We start from the raw sequence: 18,463 nt of genomic DNA, 5'->3' as shown, positions 1-18,463 counted from the left end.
AAAAATGTTACATTTTATTTTTAAAAGGGAACTAAAATAGATTCAATTTATTCTTGAAGAAGGGATGGTCAAACTGTTGAACAAGGATCTCTTAAATCCAATAAATTAATTATTAATGATCGTACCTGCTGTTTTATTAAATTATAGTCCCTTTTTCATCAGCATATTTTACAATTTTCCAGAGTAGTAATATAAAAGCAGCAACAGCCGAGAACCAAGCAGTATTATATACTCCAAAATAAAAATCTTTTATTGGTATTAATCCAGAAAATTGTGTTCCTAGCACAATACAAATTAATAACATTCGGATTGCCGTTTTAAACCAACTTGGTTTTGTTAGCATTTCAAAAATTCCAATTATTAACACGAATAGAAACAAAGAATCGTAAGAAACGCTGTAAGAAATCAAATCTAAAAAACCTGGATCAGTTATTTCCTTCTCTTTAATCCATTCAAGATGTTGAAAATGATCTATTAGAGATAAAATCAATTGTACAAGAATTACAATTATGGAAAATAGAGGTTTATAAAATTTCATTTTTTACTTAAGATTTTTTAGTCGCTTTGAGTACTCTTAGTAACCCTATACATCCAATAAAAAAGCACGCCATTCCAAAGAGAAATAAAAATGTACTTGTTGGATGACCCATTTTTGTGGTATACCCTATTCCAATCATAAACCAACCCGAAATCAGTACTAGTATTGCTAATACTATTTTAAATGTTTTACTCATTACTCAAATGTTTCATCACAAAATATGGTGTTAAAAAGTATAAAGATAGCTGTAAACTTATTTCAATATATAATTTAATGAAATTTTACTGATGTTGTACCTAAGTTCTTTATTGTACTTTTGTTATTTTTCGTTTACTTCTTATCGTCAATTTCTTCATCAATTCTATTCATAACATCAATATATCGTTCTTTCATTGTTGGGTAAATGATGTTAGTTAAATTTATGGTTACACCTAAATATTCAATCATTTTGTTCTTAAAATAAGCATCCTCAAGAATGTATTTATTTCCTTTGCTGATGGCTTTAGTCTTGCCTATACCTAAATACTTATAATAATCGTAGCTTTCTATAACCTGTCTTAAATCGCCATTTAGACCTACGTGATCTATTATTTTTTGTTGTAAAATATTTACAGCGTTTTCTTGATATTTTACGTTTTCATAATAAGATTCGAGTGCCATTAATGTCATTCTTATACTATCGTTTTTTATGTTTTTGAGCTCTCCTGAATTTTTAATTTCGGTAAGCACACTGTTTTCATAATTATAACCAACTAATGTGGTAAATGCTTTAAAGAAAGTTTGATTAATATATTCTTCAGTCAACGTATCTTTAGAGGCATCAATTAGCCGAAAAATCTCTCTTTGTCCTTCCGTCATTATTTTAATTTTATGTGTTTCATTATCTATCCCAGAAATGTTGCTTAAGGCCTCGTGCTTTAATAAGGTTAGATATTTTTGTTGAATGATATTCACTTTTCTATTCTCATTCCAATTATTAATCTGTAAGGCAATCAGTATTCCAATAACTACAAGTACAATTTCTCCTATAGCATAGAGCAAATACCTGTTGAATTTGTTTTCAGATAGTAGTTTTTGACGAATTTTACGAAAGAATTTTATCATTGGTTAAAGTTTGGTCCCCGTGTACTCAGGATGAATCACAACGGTTTTGTTGCTTGGTTTGTGCCTCTAATTTAGCAAAAAAAACCTTCTGACGCATCATAAGAAATTCTGATGTCTCGGAACGCGAGACATAACATTTTGAAATTCGTAAATGGGTAAGATCTAGCCATTAAATACGAATGGTGGAATTAATTATTAATTATCGCTTTATTTCGTTTAGTACGAATGCAATGCTTCATGTCTATTTAAGCCAACCCTTCTTAGTGGCTCTTTTACTATAGAAATAAAGAAAGGTTGCTATCGCAATAACTACAGCAGGTATAATAGCATAAAATACAATGGAGGTTTTTTTAATGTCAAAAACAATTAGCCAATAAAATTCTATAAAAAGCAAAGAAATTAATGCTATTGCAAAAAATTTAGTCGCAATTTTTTTTCTCATAAAAAGCATAAAACTTCCTAGCATTTCAGAAAATAAAGCAACCATAAACACAATGATATACCAAAAAGGAAGCGACTGTATTTTCTCGAATTCTTCAGTTGTTGAATTTTCTTGAAGAAAATCAATTTCATAAGAACTAAAGTAGATTTCAATAATATTCCACAAAAGGGCAAAAATGGCTACGAGCCAAAAAGAAGTTGGTGGTTTCAGATCTTGTCCCATAATAAAAAGATTTATTAATTGCATCTAAAGATAAGTAACTTAACCTTAAGTTAATAAAAAAAATTATGTCAATTGAATTCAAGTGATACCTGCAACATTCTCCTTAGGTTATATTCCTTATCATTTGAGGTCAACCGTATGTTGCTTTTAAGGGCTAGTCTTGTAATATGCTGTTTAAAAATCTAAGATACCTATAATTTATTTCAATATATATTCTAATGAAATGTTACGTGCGTTGCACCATAGTTCTTTGTAAGCCGTAGGTTTTATAATTAATCAAATAAAAACAAACTTAATATTCTTATATTGTTGATTCAAATAAATACCTATGCCAATATACATGGATCGTCATGATGTATCTAACGAAGTAACTGCTGAAAGCGTTGCACAGTTACATTTAGAAGACCTTAAGGTTCAGCATAAGTATGATTGTCGAGGATTAACCTATTGGTTTGATAATAAGCGAAAAACGGCATTCTGTTTAGTTGAAGCTCCAAATGCAGCATCTGTAAACAAAATGCACAAGCATGCACATGGTGAGTTGTCTCATTCAATAATTGAAGTAGATCCAAGTCTTGTTGAATCGTTTCTTGGAAGAATGGAAGATCCTGATGTTAAGCCAGGGGATGAACTGAACGTCATTGGCGAATCTGCATTTCGTTTTTTACTTTCTGTTCGAATACAAATGGGGAGGTTAAACAATAAACTAGATCAAGGTTTTGCATCGACTATTAGAAACTATCTTCATGAGATTATTGAAGTAGTCAATACCATGCAAGGAACACTTGTACGGCAAGATAGCCGCAACCTGTTAATCTCTTTAACAACTGCCCAAGACGCTGTACATTGTGGATTAGCACTTCACGAAAAATTCGGAAAGATATATCCTCATCTTAGTTTAAGTATTGGTTTGGATGCGGGACTTCCTGTAGAAGGGAACAAATCTATATTTGAAGATACCATACAAACTTCAAGGAGGTTATGTGAAATGGGAAGAGGTTTTTCTGTGTCACCCATGGTGTTGGAAATGTATCAGAATGAGCAATCAAATACCGATCTTAATTCAATACAAATTATCAAAATTAGTGCTGGTGAAATGGTTTTCTTTAATAAGCTCTTTGGTTTTTTGGAATCCAATTTTTCACATGCTGAATTGAGAATTGATACATTTGCCTCCAGCCTTGGATACAGTAGATCTCAAGCTTATAGAAATAGTGTGAGTTTACTAGGACTTTCACTAAACACATACTTTAATAAATACAGGTTAGAAAAGTCATTAGATAAACTGAATAGTGGAATGCACACCGTATCTGAAACGGGTTTTTTATGTGGTTTTTCCAGCTCCTCATATTATTCAAAGTGTTTTCGCAGCATGTATGGCGTCTCTCCCAAAGAATACCTGACCGCCCTCCACTCATAAAATAATCACTAGTAAAATGTTGTATTGGTCAAAATTTACATTCTTTTGGATTAATAGTGTTAGTGCGGCTTTAAAGTAAAAGATACTTTTGATGTAAATTGAATTATTAAATAAATCCAACATTATGTCAGAGTCATTATTTGAAAGATTAGGGGCCGAAAAAGGTATTGTAAAAATTGTTGATGATGTGGTTGAAGCACATATGAACAATCCTGTAATTTCCGCTCGATTTACACCCTATTTAGAGCAGCCAGAAAATTTAGCGAAGATTAAAACGCATACGGTCAATTTCTTTACAACAGGAAGTGGTGGCCCACAGGTTTATACGGGTAGGGATATGGAAACAACCCATCGAGGAATGAATATAAGTGCCGTAGAATATATGGAGACAATGGATGATATTTTCAAGGTGCTTGATAAACATGGTAAAAATGCCCAAACTAAAAAAGATGTGCTCGAAATTCTTTGGTCTTTAAAAGGCATGATTATAGGGAAGTAAATACTGCCCTGCAAATCATTAAAGCTCCAAATCCATTCACTTTGTAGCCTTTTACCTTTTATATAACATGCCTACCAAAGGTTTGGCTATGCCTAGCTAAATGGTTAAGCACCTAATTTTAATAAAAAACCTTGCGACGCAGGCATTCACAAATGAGCAAGAACTTGTAATTCATAATGTATAGCGTTGTGCTTTAGTTATTTTTCAATTTCTTCATCAATTCTATTTATAGCAACAATTACCCCTTTATTTTACTTTTAAATTCTTCAAATTCAGATTTTTGTTTTTGGGGCCAGCTATTATTTGAAGTATCTACATCGGCAGTTTCTAAATCTGGATCTATGGCGATATTTATGATTTCTTTATTAGAATAAACTGCTTTGGTTACTTCTTTATCATTGTATCTCCAAATTTGAGCTGGATACGTTTTTCTATCTTTTGAGCCATCTGCATAGGTATACTCAACAATAATTGGCATTACTAAACCACCTGGCTTATCAAATGTAATTTCGTAGAAAAATTTCGAATTGGCTTTTTGGGCTGACGCAAATTTTAACGCCTTTGTAGTATCTTCAACAAAATTAATTTCATCATCTTCTCCAGCTTCAGCATAGAACTTTTTTACATTTTTAATACCAATATCTGTGACATCAGTTGTATAGAACCAACCTCTCCAGAACCAATCTAAGTCAATAGCAGAAGCATCTTCCATTGATCTAAAGAAATCTGCCGGTGTTGGGTGTTTAAACATCCAACGTTGAGAATAGGTTCTAAAAGCATGATCAAATAATTCTTTACCCATTATGGTTTCACGTAAAATCCACAATGCAGTTGCTGGTTTTGCATAGGCATTGCTACCAAAACTATATAGATTATCTCCTTTTGACATGATCGGAGCTATTCTAGATTGATCTCCATCCATATAATCAACAATGTTTTTTGGCAACCCTCGCCCTAAAGGATATCCTTCCTCATAATCCATCATGGCCAACATTTGAACAAATGAATTTAAACCTTCATCCATCCAAGTCCATTGACGCTCATCAGAATTTACAATCATCGGAAAAAAGTTATGTCCAACTTCGTGAATCGTCACACCTATCATTCTATATTTTGTTCTGTCTGAGTAGGTTCCATCTGCTTTAGGTCTACCGGGATTGAAACATATTTGCGGATATTCCATTCCCATTTGTCCATCTACAGAAATAGCTTTGTGATACGGATAATCAAAGGTATATCTAGAATAGGTTTTTAAGGTTTGAGCGGTAGCTCGTGTAGAGTGATCTCCATATAATGGATTTGCTTCTTTTGAATAATAGGAATAAGCCATAACCGTTTTTCCATTAATATCAACAGCCATACCATCCCAAATAAATTTTCTAGAGGTAGCAAAAGCATAGTCTCTCACATTTTCTGCAAAAAATTTCCATGTTTTTGTTTTCTTAGAAAAGCCTTTTTCAGTTTTTATAGCTTCGTCTTGTGTTTGAATTACAACCGGATTATCAAAAGATTTTTTTGCTTCAGCTAACCTTTTTAGTTGTGTTTTTGTTAAAACCTCTTTTTCATTCAACAATACCCCTGTTGCTCCAAGCATATGGTCAGAAGGTGTGGTAATATTTACCGTATAATCTCCAAACTCTAAAGCAAATTCACTTCTTCCCCAAAATTGATCATTTTGCCAACCTTCTACATTATCATACACACATAATCTCGGAAAGAATTGGGCAATAACATAATTATTATTACCATCAGCAGGAAAATGCTCAAAACCAGACCTACCACCTTCAACTCTATGATTGTTTATATTGTACCACCACGCCACCTTGAATTGAAATGTTTCACCTGCGGCTAACGGTTCTGGTAAATTTTTACCCGCATCATGGTTTGGTTAATTGTATGTGACAAACTACTATCATCTATATTGGTTACACTTGTAATATTGAATCCTCTATCAAAAGGCTTATTTATATATTTTTTGTCAAATCTAACCTTTGTAGTGCCTTCTGGAATTTTACTGGGTTGAATATCTGGAGTTTTAGAATCTGCAGCACGCATATTTTGATCTAATTGTAACCATAAATAAGTAAGCTCATCTGTTGAGTTATTATGGTATGTAATTGTTTCACTTCCTGTAATTTTTTGTTTGGCATCATCTAAAACAAGATCAATAACATAATCTACCTTTTGCTGCGTATAGTCTTTACCAGGAGCACCAGAGGCCGTACGTTGCGTATTAGGGGTTGCTAATACATCTTTAAGCTGTCTAAATTTATTTTGATTTGTATGTCCATCCTGCGTTGCTCTAGTTGGGGTTTGTGCAAAAACAGCAGTTGAAATAAACAAAATAGATAGTACAACAGTAGTTAATTTTTTCATGTTTTAATTTTTGGAGTTTTAAATGAGCACTAATTTATAAAAAAATCAGCAATTGACAAGATTGTTTGAAAATTCAATAATTTTTTGGGACTAATCTTTAGTTTAACACTAGAATTAATTGTTTTTCATTGCATTTTAAATAGTACAACTTTCAGAGATATATTGGCTTTCAATCTTTTTTGAAACCCACTTTTAACTAAAATAAAACTATTGGTTTTAGTAGTGTATTACTTTCTAGTTATATGTTGTAGGCTTTTTGTACGTAGGCTTGTACTAGCCATAAATGACACTTGGTGTTGTGCTTTCGTTTTATTTTAAGTTGAGTATGCCCACAATGGTATTTATATCATAATCTAACTTTTCTTCTATTCCATTTTCATTTTCCCAAGGAATAAAATAATCGAAATAAGCTCCGATTTCAATATCGTCTGAATTGGTTTTGTTTTTTAAACATATAATATCGCCAAAGTCGTACATAATATGTACTATTTTTTTTGAATGATATGTTGTACTCTTAGCATTTTTTAGAGCTCTTTGTCTTTTCTCCTTTAATGATATTTTCTTTTGCTTTTCAAACTCAAGTATTGAAATTTCTCTATCTACTTTATATACGTCAGTATTCACTTCAGAAAAATTATATTTATTTTTTAATACCTGAGTTGTAACTGTATTTAATTGCTGTACACTTGTCTTACCTCTAAATATGTTGTCCCAATAGTTTCGTTTTTCATAGTATATATCTTGATTATTGAACGTATTAGGGTTAAGAATGGTAGTCTGAATTTCTATTATTGAGGTGTCAGTCAGAATACAATACCCATATTCTACGATCATAGGGTTATAAGCACCCATCTTATTTTGAGTGAAACGTGTCTTACAAAGAATTTGTCCTTTTTCATTTATAGAAATCGGTATAATTTCAGACTCAATTGAAGAGGGTCCAGTAGCAACCATTGACATACAAATAATAGTTGTACTAATGGTAAAGAGTAGTATCAATATTTTTTTCAAGTTTTTACGTTTTATTTAATGAAACACAACGTTATTGTTTAGGGTTTGCTTGATTAGTGTGTTGCGTGTTTTATGCCTCTAATTTAGCAAAAAAAAAAAGACCAGATGCTTCGAGAGAAATTCAGAAGTCTCGAAACGCGAGACACAATAGTTCAGGATTTGTAAATGAGCGAAAACTAGCCATTAATTACACTTGGTGTTGTGCTTTCGTTATTTTAATTCCTGGTTAATAAGATTTATAGTTTGTTCGCCCATTGCATTAACATTTTTTATATAATCTCTTACTTTGTAGGCATAAGAAAGTTCAAGGTCAACTAGTTTCTTAAATTTTATCGACTTAAAACATTCCATCATTTCAAGCTGGTCAGATTTAGAAATAAAAGTTGGTTTTTTTGAGTCAAATGGGCGTAATTCTGATGTATAATTAGAAAAGTTACTGGAGTGCACTATAGCTCTTTCAATTACCACATCTGTGTAAGCGTAATAATTAGCAATACTATTTTTTATTGTATCTTTTTTAATTAGTTGTAAATTACCCGTATTTATTAGTTCATCGTAAGAACTTCTAGTACCAAAATTATAACCATTAGAAAAAACACCACCGTAAGTAACATTATTTAAAAATTCTAATGTATCAGTAACTTTTATTTCATTTTCACAAAATTTTTTCGCCAATTTAAGACCTTTAATTTTTTTTGGGTACCTGTTTATTACCAATGATTGATTAAATTGATAATTTGTTATGATTTCTTTTTTAATACTTTTTAAATAAGCGATTTCTGTTATGCGGTTAAGTCTGTTTTGGTTCCAATTATTAATCTGTAACGCAATCAAAATACCAATAACAACAAGCACAATTTCACCTAAAGCGTATTTTAAATACTTTCCCGTTTTTCCTTCTGAAAGCAGATTTTGACGAATTTTACGAAAGAATTTTATCATGGGTTGTAGGTTAGTTCCGAGTACTCGAGATGAATGACAACAGTTTTGTTGCGTGTTTTATGCCTCTAATTTAGCAAAAAAAACATCAAGACGCTTTGTGAGAAATTCCGAAGTCTCGGAACAAGAAACACAACACTTCGGGATTCACAAATAGGCTTATACTAGCACTTAATTATATAGGCTGTTACTTGCTGACTTTTTTATGTTAATATTTTTTTCAACGTATGTTTCGCTGAAAGTATTGCTCCTTCCATATAGCCAGAGAATTCAGCAATGGATTCTGTCCCTGAAAAAAATAATTTATCCCCCATATAGGTTTTCTGAAATAACGGATGTCCATTATTTTGATGTGGTATATTGATTATTTGATTACCATTTAGAATAAATTCGTCTGTCCATATTTTTTCATGGTAAGTTAAAGGAGTCGAAACCTCTTTTCCTAAAAGTTCTTCTAATTGCCTTAATACAAGTTCCTTTCTGAGTTCTTTAGTATAGGTTGATGCACTACCACTCAAGAAGCCTGTGAAACCAAATTTATCTTCTTCAAAATTTGTATGGTCGTACATTTCAGAAACAATTCCTACATGACTGTATAACATTCCGGAATATCCATTTTCTCTCCAAAACGGTTCAGAATATTCTAAAACAAATTTAATGGAGCCCGCCATCCAAGTTTGGACTGTTGGTAAAACAACTGCAATAGTGTTAGGCAATTCAGGAATAAATTTAATTTGCGAACCCACCAACTGAGCAGGTAAGCATAAGATCACTTTATCAGCTATAAATTTTTCTTCTTTATTAGATTGAACTATTATTTCATTTTCAGTTTCTTCAATGGAAACAACTTTTGTTTTTAGTTTAATTTGTTCAGCATCTATTTTTTTATTCAGCGTATTTATTAAACGCTCTGTTCCGCCTGCAATTCTATAAGATGGCGTTTCAGCTTCGGGTATATAAAATTCCTGAGCTGGTTCAAATGATTTGGTTTGAAATAAACATTTTCCTTTAGAATATTGAGGGAATTTTTTTAATTCTAATTCATCCAGTAATGAAATTAAGTTGGGATGCATATCAGAGAACCAAGTAGCACCTAATTCTAGGGGTGTTTCATTTTCTCCTTTTATGGTTTGTATTCTACCCCCTGACCTATTTGAGGCTTCCAAAACTGTTGCAAACACATTCTTTTTTGATAATAAATAGGCTAAGGTAAGACCGCTAAGTCCGGCACCAATAATTATGATTCTTTCGTTTTGTTTCATTAATTGCTATTTCTTCAATTCAGCTGGCTGATCACGTTGTTGTATACGGTTTGTTTCGCCAGTTCGTTTTGCTCGTGTGTAACGTGGTTTATGCAACTAATTTAGTAAAAGGAAACCGAACGTTAGGAAAATCCGAAGGATTTTCCGAGTACACACAGACCCAAGCAATTAATTATACAAGTTGTTGTTATTGTTATTGTTGTTGTTGTTATTGTTATTGTTGTTGTTGTTGTTGTTGTTATTGTTGTTGTTATTGTTGTTGTTGTGCGTTATTCTATTATTCTTTCTAAAAAAATTATTCCAGAATGTTTTGAAATTTCAATTGTTATTCCTTTTGCATTTAATAATTCAGGATTTTTAGATTTTTTGAATAGATGTTTTTTGATTTTGGTGTCATTCTTTTCGAAATGTAATATTGTGTCTAAGCCATCTAGGTTTTCTGCCACTCTCTTGCTTAGGTTTTCTACTCTCACTACTTTATAATCACCTCTCAGTTTCACTTTTTCATTAAAATCTTTTTTGACATAATGGACATAGGCAAAGTAAGTTAACAAAATTGAACATATCACCGCTAAAATTACAATTATAATCATTGTAGAGCTATGGTACATTGGTTCAGTAAGGTCTTCTAAATTTCGAATACTCCTCTTTTTATCAAAAATCTTTATGACATTCCAAAATTCTGGTGGAGTTAATAATGACACAATACCTAGAATAGGAGCAATTACTAATACTTTTTTCAACTTTGTAATACCCTTATTGTATTTGGTTTCAACTACTTTTAATTCTTCAGGAGTTAATGGAATCGTTGTATTATTCATTGTTAATTTTTAATTCTCTTAATTTTCTCGATAATTGTGATAAATGTTTAGCATTAAAATTTATTATTTCAAATAATTGAGGTTCAATATCTCTATAATTATAATCAGATATTGCGTAATCATAAAATTTTGCATTTGTCAGGTTATTGTTAATTACCAATCGAATAATTTTTCCATTTAGTGTTTTGAATAAATTGTATTTTTCTAATTGAGCGATAATCTTTTTAATCTGAGCTACAAGTTCATTTAAAGATTCTTTTTTGAAATTTTGATACTCTGATTGTGAATTAAAGAGTGTATTAGTATAATTAATATTTTGTGGTATAATCTCTTTAAATTCAGTTATTTTGTTTAAATAATTCTTGCAAGTATTCAAGTATTCAGAGATGATTTTTTCTTTTAGATTCATATTTAAGGACGGATCATAATGCTCTACAACGGTCTCGGCTATGAGTAGTTGCGTGGGTTAGCACTTAACTTCGCAAGTACACACCAATCTGAAAATCCGCGAGGATTTTCAGAAGTAGGCGAGAACAAGCAATTACTTATAGCCATTGTGCCTGTTGCACAAGATATATATAATTAGGGATAAAATGAACTAAAAAACGCATGAATTTATTAGTCATTAGACTGATATTCTGTATCTTGAGGTATGCAAGGCAAAAAAGAGTATCAAGAGAAATTATTCACTCAATTCCGAATGAGTGATCGGATTCCAAAGGAGAATTTTTATCGACGATTAAATGGGGAATTAGACCTACATTTTCTATATGTACTGACACGTCCTTATTATGGAGACAGTGGTCAAAAGAGCATAGATCCTACCGTGTTTTTCAAGTTGTGTTTGGTGGGATATTTAGAGAATATTATCAGTGATCGACAGTTGATTGCCCATTGTAGTTTACGTTTGGACATATTGTATTTTTTAGGCTATGATATTGATGAAGAGTTGCCCTGGCATAGCACAATAAGTCGTACGCGTCAATTATATCCAGAAAAAGTTTTTGAAGAAGTCTTTACGCGTGTTTTAATTATGTGTGTTGACAAAGGCATGGTAAGTGGCCATACTCAAGCGATAGATTCTGCTCCAATAAAGGCAAATGCCTCGATGGATACCTTGGAGTTAAAAGTGCCTGAAGAAGAATTAGAAGACCACTTAAAAAAGCTACGCCATATCAGTAGCATGGATAAACAAAAGCCTATTCGAAAAGCCAAAGAGAATAAAGCTTCAGATGCTCAAAAAAAAATTAGTGCCACCAAGCAAGAATTGTCTGCTATTAAAAGTCGGAATAAAAAATGGTCAAAAGATCAAGATCAACGCACGGGTGCAAACAATAAAAACTCAAAATACACCTCAAACAAAACGCATTATAGTCCCACCGATCCGGATGCTAAAATTAGTGTAAAGCCAGGCAAGGCACGCAAGCTGAACTATATGAGTCAGCTAAGTGTTGACACTGGACATCATGTAATCACTGACATTAAAGCGTATAAGGCAGATAAGAAAGACAGCCAATACTTACAAGACATTGTACCTCGATTAAAAAAACGATTGAACAAACAAGGGATCTTATGGCAAAATCTAGTGGCCGATACAGGCTATAGTGATGGAGAGAATTATGCTTTTTTGGAAAAAATAGGTTTACGAAGTTTTATACCACCTCACGGGACGTATAAAGGCGGTCCTGAGGATTTTGAATATGTCAAACAAGAGGATCATTATCTCTGTCCAGAGGGTCATATCGTTCCCTTTAAAAAAGTGTTTAATGATTATAGAACAGGTAGTAAGAAAAAGGAATATAGAATCTCCTCAAAAATTTGTAGAGACTGTCCGATAAGAAAACAATGTTTAGGTAAGACAGCACAAGAAAAGAAATTTTCGGTAACTTATTACAGAGAAGAATACGAACGAAATAACCATCGCGTAAGCAGCAACCAAGGTCGTTATATGAAATCAAAACGACAGAGTACTGTTGAACCTGTCTTTGGAACGCTAACTCAATTCATGGGCTTACGTAAAATAAATACCATTGGCATTGAGCAAGCCAACAAGGTGATGCATCTCTCCGCCATTGCCTACAACCTGAAAAAGTACCTAAAATTCACAAGTAAAGTTGTCAGAAGTGATGCCAAATCACTTGCGCTGTACTTAACTCACTGTTTTTGGCATATATTGAGCAGATCAAGCCATTTTAAGCCTTTTAAAAAAGATGAAATAGGGGACAGAAAAAATTATAGCCACGCTTAAAACTACTAAAAATAAATCCCCAATTAATCCAGATGGTCTATTTTGGTGCTTGTGCAACGATTACCATTGTTACAAGTCGTTATTTTTCAAAGTATTCAGAACCTAAAGAATTAATATATCCATACTTACCATCTTTAGTTTTAACTTTTGAGTAGCCTTTTACAAAAGTGTTAATAGTTAAGTATTTGGGGTCAATAATCTTTGGTGTTTCATTCTCGACATTGATATAACCATATATTTTACTGTTTTTACTAAATTTAAACCCAAGGTTAGAATTTAAAAGTTTTACTAGAACTTTATATTCAGGAGCTATTTTTTTATTTCCTTTTTTATCAAAATAACCAATTTTATCTTTGTCATTTGTTACATAATAACCTTGGTTATCTTCTGTAGGTTCGATGGATTTATAATCTAGTGGAATTTTTATGGTAAGTTTATTTAAATCTATAACACCAAATTTTTCATTAAGTTTTGCGATTATTCCAATTTTTGTAACTTTTATGGAATCATATTTAGGTTCTAGAGTTCTATCGAATAATGTGTTTTCTACGCCATATTTACCATTTTTTTCTACTATTTTAATTTCATCATCTAATTCGTCAGAAACTACATCGAATACTTCTGGTTCATTTTCGAACTGAATTCCATTAATATCGACATAGAATGATTTAGTATTTTCATAGACTTTAATTCCTGTTTTATAAATTGGAGAGTCAAAATCGCCGCCAATAAAAAATTTCTGAAAATAGTTAGAAATAGAGTCATATTTTGGTTTAATAGTTTCTTTTCCATCCAAATCAATAAACCCCCATTTATTATTTTCTTTGACTGCTGCATATCCTTTGTTAAAAGGAATTACATCTTGAAATTTTGGTTCTATTATTATTTTTTTGGTCGAATCACAAAATCCCCATTTATTTTCTATTCTATAAGGTATTAGCTCAAAATCTTGGGCTAAGATTGTATTTGATAGAGTTAACAGTGCTATTATAGATAATATATGTTTCATAAATTATATTTTTAATTATTGTGTTTATTAAACTTTATTTAGTAGCAGTCAATTATTGTTAATAACTTGTAACGTCTCGGCTATGGCAAGTAGGGCAGGCAAGGAAACTTTTCGTTTCCGTCTGGTCTGCGAGCCAAAGCTTTTTGTTTTGTTTTTATCTTTTTCATTTTAAAAGCCAAATCCAAAAGATTTGGCGGACTTAGCAAATACGCCCGGACCTTTAAATATAGCACTTTATGCCCTATTTGCTATAGCCATTGTTAGCGTTTGTTTTTTGCTCCACATTATCGAATATAATCTCCCGGTAATAACTAATCTCTTACAAATCTTAGAGAATGTCCATGACCTTTATAATGCGAAAAAATAAAAGTTTCATCACTATTTTTATGAAGCTGTACTTGATTTCCATGATATTCAGAAGATTCAGTAGAAGTCCACCAATATCCATGTTCGACTATACCACTAAAATTACCTGAAGCATTCCGTAAGCCTCCCAAAAGTCCGTTAAAATGACTTCCAAGTCCTTCATTATCATTTACACTAGATGAGTTAGATGATTTCATTTTGGAACCTGCGATTTCCTTTCCACCTAAAAAATCAATGAGTTCATTCCACTCATCTTTATTTGGAATATGCCAACCTTCTGGAGCCAAACCACGTGAGTCATTAACGGCGTGCCAATTATATAACTTACCATATAATTTTCCGTTTTCCTCCATGTTTTGATAGTAGCACCATGCAGGGATTCCCGAATCGTCAGCTTCTTCCCATTCTTCATTAGTTTTAGCTTGTACAATTAAATCTCCATTATTAAACCTGCTCACGTAAATGTTTTCGTTGGTCCATTCCTGGTCTCCAATTATTACTGTATTATACACATTTCCGTCAATATCGATTGGTTTAGAGTTTTTCACGCCTCCGCATGAGTTGGTTGTCAATAGACTCCCGCTCCAGATAATGAAAAGAATTAATTTTTTTTGCATTTTTACCGATGTTTGATTGTCTTGAATTGGTTGTGTTAAATAAACGCTAACTATTGTATAAACGTATTACGTTTATACCCGTTATAATTATTATCGTATTTTCTTGAATTTACATAGCTAAGGTATACAGCACTTCAATTGGGTTGGAGTAGGTTTTATTTAGCGACAGTCTTTCAAATGTAGCATTAAAATGGCAAAAAAGCAAATTATAAATCTAGGTAATAAGTGTTATCAAAGTGCTCTGTGAAATTTAGCATGAATAGCTGTGTGTAAACAATACTTAGTTGTGCTTTCGTTATTCTTTTTTTACTAATTCGGATTCAATTTGTGCTATAATATTTTCAACAAACTTTAAAATATTTTTTTGATATTCCAATCTATTCTTTTCTAAATCAGATTTTGTTACCAAAACACCTAAAAACGAATCATTTTTTAGATGTTTAATAATTGCACTATTTCTTTCTTCTTCAGTTATTGGTTTGTTTAAACCATTACTTTTTCTATCTCTTTCAGGTTCCAAATAGGCAGCATAATTACTCGATTTCTCCACCAATGATGATGTCAATTCTAAACAAAAGTCTTCATCTTCAAAACCATATTTGATTTCTGCTGAAAATTCAGCAAGTAAACTCTTCAATTTTTGATTTTTTATAATGTCAGTTTTACCAGAGCCAATCAGTCCATCATAAGTTCCATTAACGGGTTCTACTCTCCAGTATGATATTGCTCCGCGATAAATATATTCTCCAATAGAATCAATATCTTTTTGTTCATTCATTGTCATTTGCAATTTGTAGCAAAATTTAACGACGGTTTCTTGATTTTTAATTGTCGCTTTAGTTCTGTTTTGGGTTTCCAAAAAATCTGTTTTCATCGCTTTTAGAATTGCAACTTCTTCATTTTCAGTAATTCTGTTTTGGTTCCAATTATTTATACCTAGAGCAATTAAAATTCCAATAACTACCAGAATAATTTCTCCGATTGCATATTTTAGATATTTTCCAGTTTTGTTTTCCTTAAGTAAGTTTTGACGAATACGTCTAAAAAATTTTATCATTGGTTAGTGGTTTTCTTAATGAAGCACAACGGTTGGTATAAAAAGGGTTGCGGGTTTACATGCGAGGATTTTCCGTAGGAAAATGAGACGTAGTAAACTTGCAACGAGCTTTGGTTACACCCAAAATTGAGCAATTATTTTTATACCGTGTTATACTCGGTTATTTATTCTTAAGTGCCGGAATTATTCTGTCTTGCAAAGCTCTATAAGTTGACTGTTCTGGATCATTATTTATATTCCAACCATTAAAGACAATTATTAAATTATGTTTTGGTGCTATCATTAAATACTGACCTCCATATCCATTGGCGGAATAAATATTGGTTTTGTCATTATCCGTATATTCAGGAATCCACCATTGATACCCGTATCCCGTAACACTTTTCCAATGAGGTTTTACGTTTTTAAGTAAAGGGCTTGTGGATGTTGTAACCCAACTTTCAGATACAATTTGCTTACCGTTCCATTTCCCTTTGTTCAAAAACAATGAACCAATTTTAGCCAAGTCTTCTGCCTTAAGGTACAAACCTCCTTCTGTATCAATTTCTCCATCAGGCGTTTCTTTCCAATAGTAATCTGTAATGCCGAGTGGCTCAAATAATTTTTCTTCTGCCCAATCATCAATTCGTTTGCCCGTAATGGTTCTAATGATTTTACCTAAAAGAACAGTTCCTCCTCCATTATACACGAATCTTGTTCCTGGTATGGTATCCATAGGCTTACTCAAAACATATTCTACCCAGTTGTCGCTTGATTCCAACCTAAAACAGTCATTTGTAGTATCATTATGGTCAGTCTCTTCATTCCATTGTATTCCACTTCTCATTGTCAATAAATCTTTAATAGATATATTTTGCTTTCGTTTATCTAGAAAGTAAGTATCATAACCAGTCAACAAAGGCATTACTTTGTTGTCAACATTATAATCTTCGTTCAAATCTAACGTAATACCTAAAAGGATTGAAGTAATACTTTTGGTTACAGATTGAAGCGTGTGTAATTCAGTTTGCTTGTAGTATGGATGCCAATCTGTACTATTGAAATTATATTGATGATTAGTTGTGTCATATTTTTGAACAATAGTTTCATAGTCCTGCTTATATTTAAAATCTGCCAATAACTCATCATTTTGTATGACCATAAAGCGGTCAATTAATCCATAATCTCCATCATTTATTTCTGAATGAATAGAATCAATCACTGAGGAAAGGACATTTTGGGAAGCCACTCTTTGAGCGTCTTTAATAGACTCTTTATCTTTGTTTTTTGAGTTACACCCCAGTAACGCAACTATAAACAAAATTGAAAATGTTAGCGTTTTAATTTTATTTATAATTGTTCTCATAATTTTTGTTGTAATTAGATATAACGATTAATAGTTGGTACGTAGCATCACGAAAGGTGCTATGATTTTATATACCGAGTTATACTTATTTTTCATGTGTTTCTACAATGTCGATAAACTGTATAATTTCAGTATTAATAGTATCGCTATAAGAAGTAAAAAAAACATAATGGTCTTTTCCTTTCATTTCAAAAAGCGTTGAATTTGGTATTCTTTTGGCCGCATTCTGTGAGTGAGAATATGGAACGTTGTCATCTTTATCACCATGAAATAGGATGGTAGGAGCCTTTATTTGCTCCAATTTTAAATCTTTTAAATGGAAGACCACATTGTTATCGTTTTCTAAACCATCATCAATTGACACGAATGGGAATAGACCTCTTTCAACAAACCAATCCATGATTTCACTTTCTTCCTTAGACATTTGAGTTTTAGCAATTTGAATTCCTAACCATGTACCAAATTCAGTTTGAAAGAAGGAACTTAAAAGGCCATTGTCATCCGTTGTGTCTTCCATTTTTTCAGAAACAGCTGCAGATAGTATCAGTGCTGCACATCTGTCTGGATAATCTATCGCAAACTGAATACTTGGGGGCCCACCACCAGATATTCCATTGACATAAACAGCATCAATTTTTAGCTCATCTAATAAGCTTTTATAGAGTGCCGCTTCGTCTTTGGGGGTTCCCCCAGAGGATAATGGTGTTTTATAATAACCAGGTCTTGAGACCGCCAACACACTAAAATCTTTCTTAAGAAATGATTCACCCCCTGCAACATGTACACTACCTGGAGATCCATGAATCATGAGCATATATCGGTCTGAATTACCGTTTAAAGTGTACTCTACAGGTCCTTCGGAGGTAGTTATTACTTTCGAATTTTGAGGTAAATTTTGAATTGCAGCTTTTTTCCAAAAGAAGAAAGTGATATAAAGGCCAATCATTAAAACTGCGATTAAGCCAATGATTGCTATTAAAATTCGCTTAATCCATTTAAGTAACTTTTTCATTCTAATCTTCAATTAAGTATAATGTTAAACATATGGCAAGTTGGGCAGAAAACAAGCGATTACTTTCGTTTTAGCCACAAGACAAATCTTTTGCTCCCGAAACTTCGGGATTGTTTTAATTTTCTCTTTTAATACCAAATCAAAAGATTTGGCGACCTTATTAAGTATATTATAT

At 32.2% G+C, this 18,463-nt stretch carries 17 protein-coding genes and 1 pseudogene; 3 read left to right on the top strand and 15 right to left on the bottom strand.

What is annotated here, in order from left to right:
• Window positions 1-136: 136 nt before the first annotated feature.
• The 4 genes from FF125_RS08325 to FF125_RS08310 form a co-directional block, all read right to left on the bottom strand.
• Window positions 137-538 carry a hypothetical protein gene (locus tag FF125_RS08325; RefSeq protein ID WP_138949326.1) on the bottom strand — a complete coding sequence of 134 codons (402 nt, stop codon included), beginning with the start codon at window positions 536-538 and terminating at the stop codon, window positions 137-139.
• Window positions 539-545: 7 nt separating this feature from the next.
• A complete protein-coding gene (locus FF125_RS08320; protein ID WP_138949325.1) occupies window positions 546-734 on the bottom strand; it encodes a hypothetical protein in 189 nt (62 codons plus the stop codon).
• 134 nt (window positions 735-868) lie between these two features.
• A complete protein-coding gene (locus FF125_RS08315; RefSeq protein WP_138949324.1) occupies window positions 869-1,642 on the bottom strand; it encodes a DUF6090 family protein in 774 nt (257 codons plus the stop codon).
• 241 nt (window positions 1,643-1,883) lie between these two features.
• Entirely contained in the window at window positions 1,884-2,306 is a 423-nt protein-coding gene (locus FF125_RS08310; RefSeq protein ID WP_138949323.1) for a hypothetical protein, read from the bottom strand.
• Between the two features lie 328 nt (window positions 2,307-2,634).
• Between FF125_RS08310 and FF125_RS08305 the strand changes: the two genes are divergently transcribed.
• Window positions 2,635-3,726 carry a nickel-binding protein gene (locus tag FF125_RS08305; protein ID WP_138949322.1) on the top strand — a complete coding sequence of 364 codons (1,092 nt, stop codon included), beginning with the start codon at window positions 2,635-2,637 and terminating at the stop codon, window positions 3,724-3,726.
• Window positions 3,727-3,850: 124 nt separating this feature from the next.
• Window positions 3,851-4,225: a group I truncated hemoglobin gene (locus tag FF125_RS08300; protein ID WP_138949321.1), complete on the top strand. Its 375-nt coding sequence runs from the start codon at window positions 3,851-3,853 to the stop codon at window positions 4,223-4,225.
• 238 nt (window positions 4,226-4,463) lie between these two features.
• Here the strand turns inward: FF125_RS08300 and FF125_RS08295 are convergent.
• The 6 genes and pseudogenes from FF125_RS08295 to FF125_RS08265 all read right to left on the bottom strand — a co-directional run bounded on the left by FF125_RS08295 (window position 4,464) and on the right by FF125_RS08265 (window position 11,043).
• Window positions 4,464-6,601, bottom strand: a pseudogene (locus FF125_RS08295) (M1 family metallopeptidase).
• 309 nt (window positions 6,602-6,910) lie between these two features.
• A complete protein-coding gene (locus FF125_RS08290) occupies window positions 6,911-7,612 on the bottom strand; it encodes a hypothetical protein (protein WP_138949320.1) in 702 nt (233 codons plus the stop codon).
• Between the two features lie 210 nt (window positions 7,613-7,822).
• Complete coding sequence (locus tag FF125_RS08285; protein WP_138949319.1) at window positions 7,823-8,554, bottom strand: DUF6090 family protein; 732 nt, start codon at window positions 8,552-8,554, stop codon at window positions 7,823-7,825.
• A 200-nt stretch (window positions 8,555-8,754) separates the two neighbouring features.
• Window positions 8,755-9,813 carry a flavin monoamine oxidase family protein gene (locus FF125_RS08280; RefSeq protein ID WP_138949318.1) on the bottom strand — a complete coding sequence of 353 codons (1,059 nt, stop codon included), beginning with the start codon at window positions 9,811-9,813 and terminating at the stop codon, window positions 8,755-8,757.
• A gap of 269 nt (window positions 9,814-10,082) precedes the next feature.
• Window positions 10,083-10,634 (bottom strand): hypothetical protein, encoded by a 552-nt coding sequence (locus FF125_RS08270; protein WP_138949317.1) that lies wholly within the window; start codon window positions 10,632-10,634, stop codon window positions 10,083-10,085.
• Window positions 10,627-11,043, bottom strand: coding sequence for a hypothetical protein (locus tag FF125_RS08265; protein WP_138949316.1), 417 nt, complete (start codon window positions 11,041-11,043; stop codon window positions 10,627-10,629). The genes FF125_RS08270 and FF125_RS08265 overlap by 8 nt, the downstream gene beginning before the upstream one ends.
• A 243-nt stretch (window positions 11,044-11,286) precedes the next feature.
• Here FF125_RS08265 and FF125_RS08260 point away from each other — a divergent pair, with 243 nt between their 5' ends.
• Window positions 11,287-12,882: an IS1182 family transposase gene (locus tag FF125_RS08260; RefSeq protein ID WP_250629571.1), complete on the top strand. Its 1,596-nt coding sequence runs from the start codon at window positions 11,287-11,289 to the stop codon at window positions 12,880-12,882.
• 79 nt (window positions 12,883-12,961) lie between these two features.
• Here FF125_RS08260 and FF125_RS08255 read toward each other — a convergent pair whose 3' ends face one another.
• From FF125_RS08255 to FF125_RS08235, 5 genes are all read right to left on the bottom strand, one after another.
• A complete protein-coding gene (locus FF125_RS08255; RefSeq protein WP_138949315.1) occupies window positions 12,962-13,891 on the bottom strand; it encodes a WG repeat-containing protein in 930 nt (309 codons plus the stop codon).
• Window positions 13,892-14,202: 311 nt separating this feature from the next.
• Entirely contained in the window at window positions 14,203-14,874 is a 672-nt protein-coding gene (locus tag FF125_RS08250) for a fibrobacter succinogenes major paralogous domain-containing protein (protein ID WP_138949314.1), read from the bottom strand.
• A gap of 295 nt (window positions 14,875-15,169) precedes the next feature.
• Window positions 15,170-15,931 (bottom strand): DUF6090 family protein, encoded by a 762-nt coding sequence (locus FF125_RS08245; RefSeq protein ID WP_138949313.1) that lies wholly within the window; start codon window positions 15,929-15,931, stop codon window positions 15,170-15,172.
• A 160-nt stretch (window positions 15,932-16,091) separates the two neighbouring features.
• Window positions 16,092-17,276 carry a serine hydrolase domain-containing protein gene (locus FF125_RS08240; RefSeq protein WP_138949312.1) on the bottom strand — a complete coding sequence of 395 codons (1,185 nt, stop codon included), beginning with the start codon at window positions 17,274-17,276 and terminating at the stop codon, window positions 16,092-16,094.
• A gap of 85 nt (window positions 17,277-17,361) precedes the next feature.
• The gene (locus FF125_RS08235) at window positions 17,362-18,288 is read right to left on the bottom strand and encodes an alpha/beta fold hydrolase (RefSeq protein WP_138949311.1); all 927 of its coding nucleotides are present in this window, start codon (window positions 18,286-18,288) and stop codon (window positions 17,362-17,364) included.
• Window positions 18,289-18,463: the final 175 nt, after the last annotated feature.

The organism is Aureibaculum algae (assembly GCF_006065315.1).
Classification (GTDB): Bacteria; Bacteroidota; Bacteroidia; order Flavobacteriales; family Flavobacteriaceae; genus Aureibaculum; species Aureibaculum algae.
This window is presented reverse-complemented; position numbering and strand designations above follow the sequence as displayed.